Source organism: Arthrobacter sp. Y3222053, from assembly GCF_059092805.1.
The window spans coordinates 50,346-64,414 of record NZ_JBNHIA010000008.1; the positions used below are offsets into that span (position 1 = coordinate 50,346).

Genomic DNA, 14,069 nt, shown 5'->3' on the forward strand with positions numbered 1-14,069 from the left:
CATGCTTCGACAAGTGGTTCCCTCTCTCAAGCCTGCGAAGTTAGCTGTCGGATTCGAGTGGAGAAGCACTCGGCCTCCGGCCGGCAGCACGGCTGTTGCCATGCTGCTTGCTGTGGAGGCTTCACCCCGAGGCAGCGGCTGCTGCCAAAGAATTGGGTCCTCCGCCCCCGCCTGCGAACGGTATGGTGCTCCGGCCCAACGGCAGGGTTAGGCATTTGGGCCGGATAACGATGGTGGTTCAGCGTCGTCAAACACTATAGGGGAACAGCGCCGAAATTTACCATTCCGTTATCGGCGCTGCGGAATCAGCGCTGCGCGACGAAGACGTGGGAAGCCACTTCGGGCGGCAGTTCCAGCGCGCCCTCGATTCCGGGGACACGGACGGAGATGTACCCGCCGACCGTTTCCGCGGTCAGCTCCGCGCCGGGATGCAGGCCGGCCTCGTCCAGCTGGCCCAGCAGCTCGGGATCGACCTGGATGGGCTCGGCAAGCCGCACGAGCTGGTACTTCTGGCCCTCCCCCGCGCCGGCCACGGCCGTGGCGAGCGAGACGGTGTCGGCGGCCGCACCGGGAGCGGGCACGCCGCCAAGCTCCTCCAGGCCGGGGATGGGGTTGCCGTAAGGGGATGCCGTCGGGTGGCCCAGCAGGTCGTAAAGCCGGCGTTCGACGCGCTCGCTCATCACGTGCTCCCACCGGCAGGCTTCGTCGTGGACGTAGGCCCAGTCCAGCCCGATGACGTCCGAGAGCAGGCGTTCGGCCAGCCGGTGCTTGCGCATCACGCCAACGGCTCGGGCCCTGCCCAGTTCGGTGAGTTCCAGCTGCCGGGTGCCCGAGACCACCACCAGCCCGTCACGCTCCATTCGCGCAATGGTCTGCGACACGGTGGGCCCGGAGTGGCGCAGGCGTTCGGCGATCCGGGCCCGCAGGGCGACGATGTTCTCCTCTTCCAGCTCCAGGATGGTCCGCAGGTACATCTCTGTCGTGTCGATGAGATCCGTCATGGCCGGCCGCTCCTTGAAATCGTGCGGAAGAAGTGGGATGCGGGCAGCATCGGCCGCCACAGGTCCCTGGTATGCCCCAAGGTTAGCCCATCGCGACTCAGCCCGGGCAATCACCCGATTGCCGGTTCGCCCCCGGCTTTTCCCGCTCCTGCACGGGAAAAGCCGCAGGCGGAGGCAGTCCTTCCCGACGCCGCTGCGACCCGATTCACAAATGGGCCGGGCCCGCCGCGTGGGGCAGAATGAAAGGGCGAAATGCACTGACGAATCCGCTGGAGCGTAGAGACCATGGGCGAAAACCCCGCACTGACCATTCCCGCCGAACTCCTGCCCCGGGACGGGCGGTTCGGCGCCGGCCCCTCCAAGGTCCGGCCCGAGCAGGTACAGGCCCTGTCGGACGCCGGCGCACGGCTGCTGGGCACCTCGCACCGGCAGGCCCCGGTGCGCAGCCTGGTAGGCAGCATCCGTGAAGGCCTGTCCGCCTTCTTCCGCGCCCCCGAGGGCTATGAAGTGGTCCTCGGGGTCGGCGGTTCCACCGCCTTCTGGGACGTTGCCTCCTTCGGCCTGGTGCAGGAAAAGGCGCAGCACCTGTCCTTCGGCGAGTTCGGATCAAAGTTCGCCGCCGCCACCAACAAGGCGCCGTTCCTCGCCGCGTCTTCGATCCTCAAGGCCGAGCCGGGCACCCGTCCCGAGCCGCAGGCCGAGGCCGGGGTGGACGTCTATGCCTGGCCGCAGAACGAGACCTCCACCGGCGTGGCCGCTCCGGTGAAGCGGGTCGGCGGAGCCGACGACGGCGCGCTCGTCCTCATCGACGCCACGTCCGCGGCGGGCGGCCTGGACGTGGACGTGTCCGAGGCCGACGTCTACTACTTTGCGCCGCAGAAGAACTTTGCCTCCGACGGCGGACTGTGGCTGGGGCTGTTCTCTCCGGCGGCGCTGGAACGCGCGGCGCGGATCAATGCCTCCGACCGCTGGATCCCGGACTTCCTGAACCTGCAGACGGCGATCGACAATTCCCGCCTGAACCAGACCTACAACACCCCCTCGCTGTCCACGCTGGTGACCCTGGACGCCCAGGTGCAGTGGCTCAACAACAGCGGCGGCCTGGAGTTCGCGGCTGCACGGACCGCCGATTCGGCCGGACGGATCTACCGCTGGGCGGAGGCCTCCGGCGTCGCCACCCCGTTCGTGAGCCGGCCCGAGGACCGCTCGAACGTCATTGCGACCATCGACTTCGATGAGTCGATCGATGCTGCGGCCGTCGCGAAGACCCTGCGGGCCAACGGGATCGTCGATGTGGAGCCGTACCGCAAGCTGGGCCGCAACCAGCTGCGCATCGCCACCTTCGTCGCCATCGACCCGGAGGACGTGAGTGCGCTGCTGCGCAGCATCGACTTCGTGATCGAAAACCTGTAGGGCAGCAGCCTGCCCGCCCGGGGCCCGGATGCCGTCAGGCGTCCGGGCCCTGCTGCTTTTCCGGGGCCCTGACCAGGCGCAGCCGGCGCCGGGACGAACGGTCGTAGGCCAGCCGGAGCCGTTCGGCCCGCCAGGCCCAGACAGCTCCGATCAGCGCGGCCGCCAGCCCGGACAGGGCTGCCACCCCGAGCCCCCAGCGGGGTCCGAAGCTGTCAGAGACCAGCCCCACGATCGGTGCGCCGATCGGTGTACCGCCCATGAAGATGGCGAAGTACAGGGCCATGACCCGCCCGCGCATGACCGGCGTGGTGGTGGTCTGGACGTAGGCGTTGGCGCTGGTCATAAGCGTCAGCGCGAACAGCCCCACCGGCACCAGGGCCAGCGCGAACAGCTCCAGGCTCGGGGCCAAACCGGCCAGCGCGCATGCTGCGCCGAACAGGCCCGCCGCTCCGAAGACGAAGCGCAGCCGCGGCCGGTCCCGCCGGGCGGACAGCAGCGCTCCGGTGACCGAGCCGATGGCCATAATGGAGTTCAGCAGCCCGAAGATTCCGGCGTCCTGCCCGAACTCCGTGCGGGCCATGGCTGCAATATATACGGCGAAGTTCAGCCCGAAGGTTCCCACGATGAAGATCGCGAGCATCACCATGATCAGGTCCGGACGGTAGCGGACGTAGCGCAGGCCGGCCCGGATTTTGCCCTTGCCGGGCGGGGCCTTGGGCAGCACCCGCAGCTCCGAGGAGCGCATGTTCACCAGTGCGAGGACCATCGCGCCGAAGGTCAGGGCGTTGATCATGAACACCCAGCCCGGGCCGACCGCCACCGTGAGGAGCCCGGCGACCGCCGGTCCGATCATCCGGGCGCCGTTGAAGGAGGCGCTGTTCAGGGCGACGGCGTTCGGCAGGTCCCGTTCGGAGACCACTTCGGAGACGAAGCTCTGCCGGGCCGGGGCGTCCACCGCCGAAACGACGCCCAGGGCCAGGGCGAACGCGTAGACGTGCCAGAGCTCCGCGGCGCCGGTGACGACCAGGGCGCCGAGCCCGACCCCGAGCAGCGCCATCGACAGCTGCGTGGCCAGCAGCACCCGGCGGCGGTCATAGCTGTCAGCCAGCAGGCCGGCCCAGGGGGCGAGCACCAGCTGCGGTCCCAGCTGGAGCGCCATGACGATGCCCATGGCCGCAGCGTTCTGGTCCGTGAGGATGTCGTACACCAGCCAGTCCTGGGCGGTGCGCTGCATCCAGGTGCCGATGTTGGAGACCAGTGCCCCGAGGAACCAGATGCGGTAGTTGAAGATCTTCAGGGACCGGAACATCATCGCTCCGCCTCCGTCATTACCGCATCCAGTGCCGTCACGGGTTACTCGTCCTCCTGTTCCCCGCCCTGTGCATCGGGGCCCGCGGGGGCCTGCGCGGGGCGGGTTTCGGTGTCACTTTCAGCCACGGGCGCGGCGGCGGCGTCGACGTCGCCGGTGGCGGCGTCAGCATCGCCGGGCGCCGCTGCCTCGGCCTGTTCCTTGTCCGCTGCGATTTCCTCCGGGCGCACCCGTTCGGACCAGGGCACCCACTCCGGGGCCAGCAGCGCCTCCGCGGAGGGCAGCAGGCCCACCTCGCATACAGTGGCGACCTTGCCGCGGGGCACGCGCGCCAGGGTGGCGTACCACTCCCAGCCCGCGTATCCGCGGCGGTTCGCTTCAAACCGATGAGTCAGCAGCCGGTCCGCCTCGATCGTCACGCCCACGTGCGCACCGATTTCCTCTTCGCCGGTGATCTCCAGCAGCCCCTGCCGCGCCGTTTCGACGGCGGCGGCCAGGACGGCGTCGGGCTTGGTCGGCCTGCGCGGCGCGCGCTTTCGGGGGGCCGGGGCAGCGGGCCGGTCCGTCGGGTCGGCGGCGCGCGGTTCCCCGCCGTTCGGAGCAGTGGAAGTCGTCATCGAACCGCGCCCGCCCTATACGTCGAGGTCGTCCGCGACGGCGCGCAGCACGGCGGCCACCTTGGCGGCGTGCCGGCGGTCCGGGTACCGGCCGCGGCGCAGTCCGTTGGAGATGCCGTCGAGCAGCTTGATCAGGTCCTCGGTGATCACAGCCATGTCCTCGGCGTTCTTCCGCGTCGCCTTGGCCACCGACGGCGGCGCCTCGAGGATGCGGGCGGACAGCGCCTGCGGCCCGCGCTTGCCTTCGGCGACGCCGAACTCCATGCGGGTCCCCGGCTTCACCTCGGTAACGCCCGCGGGCAGGGCGGAGGCATGAAGAAAGACCTCCTGGCCCTCATCCGTAGCCAGGAATCCAAAACCCTTACCAGCGTCAAACCATTTGACCTTACCGATGGGCACTTCGATTACCTCGTTCTCAGCAGTTGGAAAGCGGCGGGCGCGGCCCGCCGTCGTCGTTCAGCCCGCAGCGCGCCCCGGCGCCGAAACGGCGGCCGGTGTCAGCGAATCCTACGGGGAAGTCTGTTCCCATTAGAATATCCCGGGCGCGGGCCCATCCCCTACCTTGGCGGTTCGGCGGCCCCGCCGCTGCGCTGCTAGCGTTGAATCCCATGAGCAACAGTGCCCTCCCTCCGTCCGGCGGAGCCCCGGTCCGTTCCCGGCGGGCCCCGCTGCAGCGGCTCTTCGCGGCCTTCGCAGGGCTGCTGGCCGTGGCCGGGCTGGTGAGCCTTGCCGCGATCCTGCTGGGCGCCCTCAACGGGACCGACGTATGGCCCGGTTTCGCCGCCGGCGCCATCTATGCCCTGCCCGCCGCCTTCATCCTGATGGGCGTGCTGGTAATTGACGGCATCCGCCGTCGGCGGCGCAGCTAAGACCTCTGTTTTGATCCGGTCTCGGGTAACGTAAAGCTGATGTCAGCGATTCGTGCCTTGGCCGAAGACCTCGCGTCTCGCAGTGACCAGCAGCTGCGCGAACTGCTTGCCGCCAGGCCGGACCTTGTGCTGCCGCCCGTGCCGCACTTCGATGCGCTGGCGGCCCGCGCCTCCACCCGGATCAGCGTGCAGCGGGCGCTTGAGAAACTCAGCGCCCCCGAGCTGCAGGTCCTCGAAGCCGTGGACCTGACCACCAACGAGGAATCCCAGCTGAGCACCACCGCCGCGTGGCTCAAGACGATGGTCGCCGGGTCCACGATCAAGGCGCTCGACGCCATCCTGGTCCGCCTCCATTCCCTGGCTTTGCTGCGTCGGGCGGCCCCGCATCCCGGCGCCCCGAAGGCCGACGCGAACCGCCGTTTCTACCTTCCGGTCTCGGTCCTGGGCGAAGCCCTGGGCGCGTATCCGGCGGGCCTGGGCCGGCCCTATTCGACGCTTGCCGCCCAGCTGCCGGATTTCCGTCAGCGGCTGGTGGGCATCGTGGCGGGCCTGCGCGAGGCCGGCCTGCCCATCGAGAAGGCCGACACCCCCTCAACCGCGGCGCATGCGCTGCACCACCTCGTCTCCGACCCCCAGGGCTGGGACGCGCTGATGGCGCAGGCTCCGCCGCAGACCGCTGAACTGCTGCGCCGGTTCAAGTACTCACCCGTCGGTACCATCGGGCGCCGGTCCTCCCTGAGCCGCGCCGTGTTCGACAACCCGGCACCGGCTCCGGTGGAGTGGCTTGTCGCCCGGGGGCTGCTGGTGCCGCTGGACCAGCTGCACGTGGAGCTGCCCCGCCCGGTGGGGCAGGCCAGCCGGGGCCACGTGGTCGTCTCGGAGCTGCAGCTGCGCGAACCGGTGCCCGCGGGGCGGCCGGTGTCCCGCGCCCTGCGGGACAACGCCGCCTACGGGGCCATTGCGGAGACCCTGCGCCTGGTCACCGAGCTGCTGGCCGTCGCCAGGCAGACCCCCATCAGCACCCTGCGCTCCGGCGGAGTGGGGGTGCGCGAGGTCCGCCGCGTCGGCGAGGCGCTGCACACCGACACCGCCGTGACCACCTGGCTGTTGGAGCTCTCCGCCCTGGCCGGGCTGCTCTCCCTCGATGTGACCACCTCCCGGTGGGACGCCCCGGAGACCGCGTGGCAGACCGTCGACCGCGAACACCAGTGGCGGCTGCTGGTCCAGGCGTGGCTGAACGCGGACCGCGCCCCGTCCCTGGTGGGCTCCCCGCTGCCCGGCGGAACCGCCATCAGCGCCCTGGCCGGGGAGGTGGCCCGCCCGGACGCGCCGGTGGTGCGCAGGCGCATCCTTGAACTGCTGGCCCGGCTGGCGTCCGCGGAACCCGACGCCGGTCCGGACACCGGGGGAACGGAGGAGGACGGCGGCGCGGTGCTGACCGCCTACGACGCCGAGGAACTGATCTCCGCCCTGACCTGGCACCAGCCCCGCCTGCAGCGCCGCTTCGCCCGCCTGGTGCCCGGGATGCTGCGCGAAGCGGCCCAGCTGGGGCTGCTGGGCTCGGGCGCCGTCACGGACCTGGGCCTCGCCGTCGCGGCCGAAGACTACCCGCGGGCCACGTCGCTGCTCCGCGAGGCCCTCCCGGATCCGGTGACGTCCTTCCTGCTCCAGGCGGACCTCACCGCCGTCGCCCCCGGATACCTCGAACCGCGGGTGGCCCGCCAGCTCGCCCGCATCGCCGCACCCGAGGGGCAGGGCCCGGCGGCGATCTACCGTTTCTCCGCCGACTCCGTCCGCCGCGGGCTGGACTCGGGGTGGGACGCCGCCGGCATCCTGGAATTCCTCGGCCGGCATTCCGCCACCGAGGTCCCCCAGCCGCTTCGCTACTTGGTGGAGGACACGGCTTCCCGCTACGGGCGGCTACGGATCGGGCCCGCCCTGTCCTATCTGCGCGGTGATGACGACGACGCCGTCCAGGCGCTGCTCGCGGACCCCCGGGCGGAGTTCCTGGGGCTGACCCGGCTGGGGCCCTCGGCCCTCGCCGCCAAGGTCCCTCCGCAGGAGCTGCTCCATGCCCTCCGGGATCTGGGCTACAGCCCCGCCCTCGACGGCATGCCCCGTCCCCCGACCGGCTCCCACCGGCGGCCCGAGCCGGACCTGCCGCCGGAGCCGGCGCCGCGCCCGAACCCCTGGGAACTGACCGATGACGACCTCGCCAACCAGCTGGCCGCGCTGCGCGGAGCCGGCGGCTCCCCGGTCCGCAGCTCCCAGCCCGAGCCGCTGGTCGGGCTGGAGACGCTGCGCTCGGCCATCCGCACCCGGCACAACGTGCGGATCAGCCTGGTCGACGGCGAGGGGAATCAGCAGCGCCAGGAATTCGTTCCCCTCTCCGTAAGCGAAGGCCGGATCCGCGTCTTCGACCCGGAGCGCGACGTCGAGCGCGTCGTGTCGGTGCACCGGATCCTGGATGTGGAACTAGTGGAGGACACCCCAACGCATGGTTGACGGACCCCTGATTGTCCAAAGCGACAAGACGATCCTGCTGGAGGTCGACCATCCGCGCTCGACCGAGGCGCGGCACGCCATCGCCGCCTTCGCCGAACTTGAACGCGCGCCGGAGCACATGCACAGCTACCGGATCACGCCGCTGGGCCTGTGGAACGCCCGGGCCGCCGGCGTCGACGCCGAGCAGGTGCTCAACACGCTGCTCACGTTCTCCCGCTTTCCGGTGCCGCACTCGCTGCTGATCGACATCGAGGAGACGATGTCCCGGTACGGGCGGCTGCGGCTGGAGAAGGACCCACAGCACGGGCTGGTGCTGCGCACCGAGGACTATCCGGTGCTCGAGGAGGTCCTGCACGCGAAGAAGATCCAGCCGCTGCTCGGCCCGCGGATCGACGGTGAGACCGTGGTGGTGCACGCTGCCTCGCGGGGCCAGCTCAAGCAGCTGCTGCTCAAGCTCGGCTGGCCGGCCGAGGACCGGGCCGGCTACGTCGACGGCACTCCGCATCCGATCCTGCTCGACGAGCAGGGCTGGTCGCTGCGCCCGTACCAGCAGCTGGCGGCGGAGAACTTTTGGGCCGGCGGCTCCGGCGTAGTCGTCCTGCCCTGTGGTGCGGGCAAGACCCTGGTGGGCGCCGCCGCGATGGCCACCAGTTCCACCACCACCCTGATCCTGGTGACCAACACGGTGTCCGCCCGGCAGTGGAAGGACGAGCTGCTCAAGCGCACCTCGCTGACCGAGGACGAGATCGGCGAGTACTCAGGCGCGGTCAAGGAGATCCGTCCGGTCACCATCGCCACCTACCAGGTGCTCACGCTCAAGCGCGGCGGGCTGTATCCGCACATGGAGCTGCTCGACGCCAATGACTGGGGCCTGATCATCTATGACGAGGTCCACCTGCTGCCGGCCCCGATCTTCCGGATGACCGCCGACCTGCAGGCCCGCCGCCGGCTGGGCCTGACGGCAACCCTGGTCCGCGAGGACGGCCGGGAGGGCGAGGTGTTCTCCCTGATCGGCCCGAAGCGCTACGACGCGCCGTGGAAGGACATCGAGGCGCAGGGCTACATCGCTCCTGCGGAGTGCGTGGAGGTCCGTGTGGACCTGCCCCGGGACGAACGCGTCGCCTACGCCATGGCCGACGACGCCGACAAGTACCGGCTGTGCTCCACGTCCGAGGTGAAGAACGACGTCGTCCGCCGCCTCGCCGCCCGGCATCCGGATGAGCAGGTGCTGGTGATCGGGCAGTACCTGGACCAGCTCGACGAGATCGCCGAGTTGCTGGACGCCCCCGTGATCAAGGGCGAGACACCCGTCAAGCAGCGCCAGCAGCTCTTCGACGAGTTCCGTGCCGGCACCCTGCGCGCCCTGGTCGTGTCCAAGGTGGCGAACTTCTCCATCGACCTGCCCGAAGCCTCCGTCGCCGTGCAGGTCTCCGGGTCCTTCGGCTCCCGCCAGGAGGAGGCGCAGCGCCTCGGCCGGCTGATGCGTCCCAAGGGCGACGGGCGCACCGCCCACTTCTACACCGTCGTCGCCCGCGACACCCTGGACCAGGACTTCGCGGCCAAGCGCCAGCGTTTCCTCGCCGAGCAGGGCTACGCCTACAACATCCTGGACGCCGCCGACGTCGGCGAACCCGCCTGACAGCCTCGGTCCCTACCGTGCAGGCCAAGGCAGGTGCTGTGTCGGGAAACCGGCCGGGCCGGGATCCCGGTTGACAGCGTGTCCTCCTGCCGAACCTTCGGCAAGCTTGCACGCTTCTTGAGCCCGCCTTGGGTGCAGCCCCCTACTGTTTCGCTGGTCAGAAGCGTGATGCACCGTCAGCTGGGGGGCCGATGGTTTACGCAGAACCTGCTCCGTTGCGTGGGCTGCAGCGCCACCGGCCCGCACCCGGCAACCGCAATCGCCTTCTGCATGTCCTGGACCAGGCCTCTGCTGCAGCCCTGACCATCGTCCGCGGCCACGGAGGGTCGGGGAAGACAGCGCTGCTGGCGGACTGGGCGCAGGCCCGCGACGGCAGCTGTGCCTGGCTCGCTCTGGCGCAGATGGCCTCGGAGGAGCCCGGCGACGCACGACAGCTCACCCGGTGGATGCTGGATGCCCTGGCAGACGCCTCTCCTCCCGAGGAAGCTGCCCTGTTCGGCCGGGCATCTGCCGAGGTCGCCTCCGGGCGTGGTCTCTCCGCGTCGCTGGCCCTGCCGACCCACCTGCGTTCCCCCCGCTTCCTGCTCATCGATGACCTGCACCTGATCCGCGAGGACCAGACGTTCCCGATACTTGAACTCCTCCGCGCCCTGCCGGGGCTGCACATCGTTGCCTCGACCGCCGTTCTCAGCCCGCTCGAGCACGGGCGTGCCTTCCACGAGCTGGAGACCGCTCTGATCGGCCCCTGCGAACTGGCTCTGACCGAAGCGGAGACCGCCGGGGCGCTTCTTGGCAGCCCGCTTGCCGCTTCCTTCCGATCGGTGCGGGCCGCAGCTGCAGGCTCGGCGCGCTGGGTGCGGTACCTGGCGATCAAGGCGGCGGACCTGTCCGGGGATTTTCCCGGTTGGGAGGAGTTCCTCGACCTCGCCGCACGGGACCTTGCCGACCACATAGTCCCGCCGCTCCCTGGAGATCAGCAGCGGTTTCGCCTCGGCATCGCCGTCCCCGAGTCGATAACCGTCGAACTTGCAGAGCAGCTCTATCCGGGCGCGCCTGCGGAAAGCCTGCTCCGCGCCGCCGAACTGGACGGCCTGCTGACCCGCAGCGCGGACGGCGAAGCGGTCCTCGTTCCGCTGGTGCGCCGCTGCCTGCAGACCGTCCTGGCCGGCCGGTCGGCCCGGACACGCCGGGACCTCGAACGCGGATGCGCCGTTCATTACCTGGCCTGCGGGCAGCCTCCCGCGGCCCTGCAGCACGCAGTCGGGGCCGAGGACCCGACGCTGGTGGCCGAAATCCTGCACAGCTACGGCATCGAGCTGCTCCAGCGACACCCTGCCGGTACACGCCGGGAGCTGGAAAGGATGCCGTTGCCACTGCTCGTCCAGGAGCCTGCCCCGGCATTGGCCCTCGGCGTTCTGTACATGACGGATCCTCTCCGCCGGTCACGCGGATTGGAGCTGTGTGCCGCGGCTGTTGCGGCGGCACGGCGTGCGCGCGGCAGCATTCCGCCGCCGCCGGCCGCGGAGCGGTTCCTGCTGGCCGTTGTGGAAGCCGTGGGGCTCCGCCTGCGCGGAGGTCTGGGCAAAGCGCGCCGCCGGGCCAGGGAGGGCCTGGACCTTTATCTGCAGATGCCGCTCGCGGAACGGGAACGCATCGGCGCGCTGGAAGCTCCGGCCGTTGCCCAGCTGGGCATCACCCTCGGGCGGGGAGCCGATCGGCACGGCGCCGCGGAGGCACTGAAGCGGGCAGGGGTCCTCAGCTCCGCATCCGACGCGCAGCACGCGGGGTTTTACTGGGCCATGGTCGCCTGGCTGCAGGCGTCCGCGGGGGACGTCCGCAGCGCCGAGCGGCACCTTCTCGAGAGCTGCGTGAACGGCTGGCCCGGAGGCGCGGCCGACTCCTACTCCGTCACTCCTTACCGGCTGGCCCAGGCCCGGATTGCCTTGGAACACCTGGACATTGCCGCTGCCCGGGATGCTCTTGCACCCCTGCTTGCCGCCGCCAATGCCAATGAGTTCTGGCCGCATGTCCGTTGCTGCAACGCTCTGGTGGAGCTGTTGGCCGGCGATGCCTCCGCGGCCCTGGCACATCTGGAAAGCCTCGAACCGCGGCGCCGGGACCTGCCTCCGATCGGCAAGTCCGAGCACACGTCCCTGGCCAGGATGCGGGCGCTGCTGCTGCTTGCCGTGGGCCGCCCTGCCCAGGCGCTGAAGCTGCTTGAGCGCCTGCCTGCAACTGAACCGGAGTCGGCGTTGCTGACGGCACGCATCCGTATCGCCTGCGCCCAGCCGCAGGAGGCGTTGTCTGCGCTGGCCCGGTTCGACGAGGATCCAGGCAGGGCACCCGCCGTGCAGGTCCAGCTGGCGGGCCTGTCCGCGGCGGGAAAGGCTCAGCTGGGCGATTTGGAAGGATCAGTCCTGGATCTGGCCCGCCTCGCCGCACTCCAGGAACGGTTCGGGCTGGGTCTCTCTACGGCTCTGCTCCCCCGGCCCGACCTGTCCCGGCTGTCAGCAGCCGCCTCCGATGCCGGCATCGACTTCGCTCTTCCCGTCGGATTCCGCGGCGTCATTGCAGGCTGCGCACCGGTCGCCGTGCTGACCCCACGCGAGGAGGCTGTGCTGCAGGCGCTGGTCAGCACCGGTTCCGTTGCCGAGATCGCCGCCATTGGTTTCGTCTCGACCAATACGGTTAAGTCCCAGCTGCGCAGCCTGTACCGAAAACTGGGGGTCGCGAACCGCGACCAGGCGTTGGCGGAAGGACGCAGCCGGGGCCTGGTGTAGGGGCATGAAGGTGCCCCGGGCAGGAGGCGCCGGTCTCAGGGGCGGCTCCGGCCCGGGGCCGACACCGAAGGTGCTGGGACCTCCGGTGCCTGCGGAGGTCCGACGGCGGTCAGCCGCCGGACCTCCCGTCTGGAAGAATCAGCCGGTAGGCCCGGTGATGAATCGGCGGGCCAGGACGAGGCCCGCCCCGGCAATGAGGAAGAAACCGGCGACTGCAACAGCCCTAAGTGTCGTCTCCGCACCGGTCTCCGCCAGCGTCGCCCCCTGTGTGGCAACAGCCGCCGACTCGGGCCCGGGCCGGGGGTCCAGGTCCGGGTCCGCGGCAGGCACTGAGCCCGAACGCTCCGGCTGCGGGCCCGGCGGGTTCTCCGCCTTCGGGTCATCCGGGTTCTCCTGCTTCGGCGCCTCGGGGCTCGGGTCCTCAGGCTTGGGATCCTCAGGCTTGGGATCCTCAGGCTTGGGATCCTCGGGCTTGGGATCCTTCGGGTCTTCCGGCTTCGGATGCTCCGGCTTCTCCGGCTTCGGGTCCTTCGGGTCCTCCGGCTTCGGATCCTTCGGGTCCTCCGGCTTCGGATGCTCCGGCTTCTCCGGCTTCGGATCCTTCGGGTCCTCCGGCTTCGGATGCGCCGGGTCCTCCGGCTTCGGATGCGCCGGCTTCTCCGGCTTCGGATCCTTCGGGTCCTCCGGCTTCGGATGCTCCGGCTTCTCCGGCTTCGGATCCTTCGGGTCCTCCGGCTTCGGATGCTCCGGCTTCTCCGGCTTCGGATCCTTCGGGTCCTCCGGCTTCGGATGCTCCGGCTTCTCCGGCTTCGGATCCGGGTACGTCAAGGGAGCGTCGCTGCTTCCTGTTGTATCCCCCGTGGCATAGGCCGCCGTCGCCGGCCCTCCGGCCAGGAGGAGCAAAGTTGCCGCTCCGGTTGCTATGCGTCTGCGATGTCCAGGCATCGTTGTCCTTCCATTCATCGTCGACTGATCCGGAATCCTCAAGCGCCCGGTCAAACGGACCGGATTGCGGTGTGTCTTCGCGAATGATGCTGCCGAAAGATAAGGCTGCTTATGGCCTATGTCCTGAACTTCACCCTCGGTTTCACCCTCCGGTACGCTCGCGGCCTGAAAGAGCGTGGCGTAGGCCGCCTGAGGGCGCGTAGTTCACGGAGTCCGTTCAGGAATCACAGCGAATATCTACAGACAACGCCCAGCTAAATGTAAGAAACTGGGCGGGTGAATAAGTCTTCCGGTCCCGAAGCACGCCTCCTGGTCGTCGACGACGAGCCGAACATCCGGGAGCTGCTGTCCACGTCCCTGCGGTTTGCCGGCTTTGAGGTGGTCGCGGCCGGCAACGGCCGTGAAGCCCTCGCCGCCGTCGAGAAGCAGGCGCCCGACCTCGCCGTCCTGGACGTCATGCTTCCGGACATGGACGGGTTCACGCTCACCCGGCGGCTGCGCGCCGCCGGCCGCCATTTCCCGGTGGTGTTCCTGACCGCCCGGGACGACACCGAGGACAAGGTCACCGGACTCACCGTCGGCGGCGACGACTACGTCACCAAACCCTTCAGCCTCGACGAGGTCGTGGCCCGGATCCGCGCCGTCCTCCGCCGCACCCAGCCGCTCGAGGACGACGACGCCGTCATCCGCGTCGACGACCTGGAACTGGACGACGACGCGCACGAGGTCCGCCGCGGCGGAGTCGCCATCGACCTGTCCCCCACCGAGTTCAAGCTGCTGCGCTACCTGATGCTCAACCCGAACCGGGTGCTGTCCAAGGCGCAGATCCTCGACCATGTCTGGGAGTACGACTTCAACGGCGACGCCTCGATCGTGGAGTCCTACATCTCCTACCTGCGGCGCAAGATCGACCGCAACCCCGACTCCCCGGCCCTGATCCAGACCAAACGCGGCGTCGGCTATCTGCTGCGCACCGCGGAGAAGCGATAGG

The 14,069-nt window shown here is 69.8% G+C and carries 11 protein-coding genes and 1 riboswitch; of the genes, 6 read left to right on the forward strand and 5 right to left on the reverse strand.

Features of this window, described 5'->3' with window-relative positions:
- Positions 1–14: 14 nt before the first annotated feature.
- Positions 15–224: riboswitch (cyclic di-AMP (ydaO/yuaA leader) on the reverse strand.
- 81 nt (positions 225–305) lie between these two features.
- Complete coding sequence (locus AC5RUW_RS15810) at positions 306–1,001, reverse strand: iron-dependent transcriptional repressor DtxR (RefSeq protein ID WP_494161551.1); 696 nt, start codon at positions 999–1,001, stop codon at positions 306–308.
- A gap of 285 nt (positions 1,002–1,286) precedes the next feature.
- Between AC5RUW_RS15810 and serC the strand changes: the two genes are divergently transcribed.
- Positions 1,287–2,414 carry a phosphoserine transaminase gene (serC, locus tag AC5RUW_RS15815; RefSeq protein WP_494161552.1) on the forward strand — a complete coding sequence of 376 codons (1,128 nt, stop codon included), beginning with the start codon at positions 1,287–1,289 and terminating at the stop codon, positions 2,412–2,414.
- 34 nt (positions 2,415–2,448) lie between these two features.
- Here serC and AC5RUW_RS15820 read toward each other — a convergent pair whose 3' ends face one another.
- The 3 genes from AC5RUW_RS15820 to AC5RUW_RS15830 are packed head-to-tail and all read right to left on the reverse strand — an operon-like array spanning position 2,449 to position 4,739.
- On the reverse strand, positions 2,449–3,723 hold the full coding sequence (locus AC5RUW_RS15820) for an MFS transporter (RefSeq protein ID WP_494161583.1): 1,275 nt from the start codon (positions 3,721–3,723) through the stop codon (positions 2,449–2,451).
- Positions 3,724–3,767: 44 nt separating this feature from the next.
- The gene (locus tag AC5RUW_RS15825; protein ID WP_494161553.1) at positions 3,768–4,340 is read right to left on the reverse strand and encodes a DUF3027 domain-containing protein; all 573 of its coding nucleotides are present in this window, start codon (positions 4,338–4,340) and stop codon (positions 3,768–3,770) included.
- 15 nt (positions 4,341–4,355) lie between these two features.
- The gene (locus AC5RUW_RS15830; RefSeq protein WP_494008470.1) at positions 4,356–4,739 is read right to left on the reverse strand and encodes a cold-shock protein; all 384 of its coding nucleotides are present in this window, start codon (positions 4,737–4,739) and stop codon (positions 4,356–4,358) included.
- A 209-nt stretch (positions 4,740–4,948) separates the two neighbouring features.
- Here AC5RUW_RS15830 and AC5RUW_RS15835 point away from each other — a divergent pair, with 209 nt between their 5' ends.
- The 4 genes from AC5RUW_RS15835 (at position 4,949) to AC5RUW_RS15850 (ending at position 12,133) form a co-directional block, all read left to right on the forward strand.
- Positions 4,949–5,209, forward strand: a complete 261-nt coding sequence (locus AC5RUW_RS15835; protein WP_494161554.1) for a hypothetical protein — start codon at positions 4,949–4,951, stop codon at positions 5,207–5,209.
- A 39-nt stretch (positions 5,210–5,248) separates the two neighbouring features.
- On the forward strand, positions 5,249–7,714 hold the full coding sequence (locus AC5RUW_RS15840; protein WP_494161555.1) for a helicase-associated domain-containing protein: 2,466 nt from the start codon (positions 5,249–5,251) through the stop codon (positions 7,712–7,714).
- Positions 7,707–9,353, forward strand: coding sequence for a DNA repair helicase XPB (locus AC5RUW_RS15845; protein WP_494161556.1), 1,647 nt, complete (start codon positions 7,707–7,709; stop codon positions 9,351–9,353). The genes AC5RUW_RS15840 and AC5RUW_RS15845 overlap by 8 nt, the downstream gene beginning before the upstream one ends.
- Positions 9,354–9,568: 215 nt before the next feature.
- The gene (locus AC5RUW_RS15850; protein ID WP_494161557.1) at positions 9,569–12,133 is read left to right on the forward strand and encodes a LuxR C-terminal-related transcriptional regulator; all 2,565 of its coding nucleotides are present in this window, start codon (positions 9,569–9,571) and stop codon (positions 12,131–12,133) included.
- Between the two features lie 138 nt (positions 12,134–12,271).
- Here AC5RUW_RS15850 and AC5RUW_RS15855 read toward each other — a convergent pair whose 3' ends face one another.
- Positions 12,272–12,961, reverse strand: coding sequence for an LPXTG cell wall anchor domain-containing protein (locus AC5RUW_RS15855; protein WP_494161558.1), 690 nt, complete (start codon positions 12,959–12,961; stop codon positions 12,272–12,274).
- Between the two features lie 393 nt (positions 12,962–13,354).
- Here AC5RUW_RS15855 and AC5RUW_RS15860 point away from each other — a divergent pair, with 393 nt between their 5' ends.
- Positions 13,355–14,068, forward strand: coding sequence for a response regulator transcription factor (locus tag AC5RUW_RS15860; RefSeq protein ID WP_494008476.1), 714 nt, complete (start codon positions 13,355–13,357; stop codon positions 14,066–14,068).
- Position 14,069: the final 1 nt, after the last annotated feature.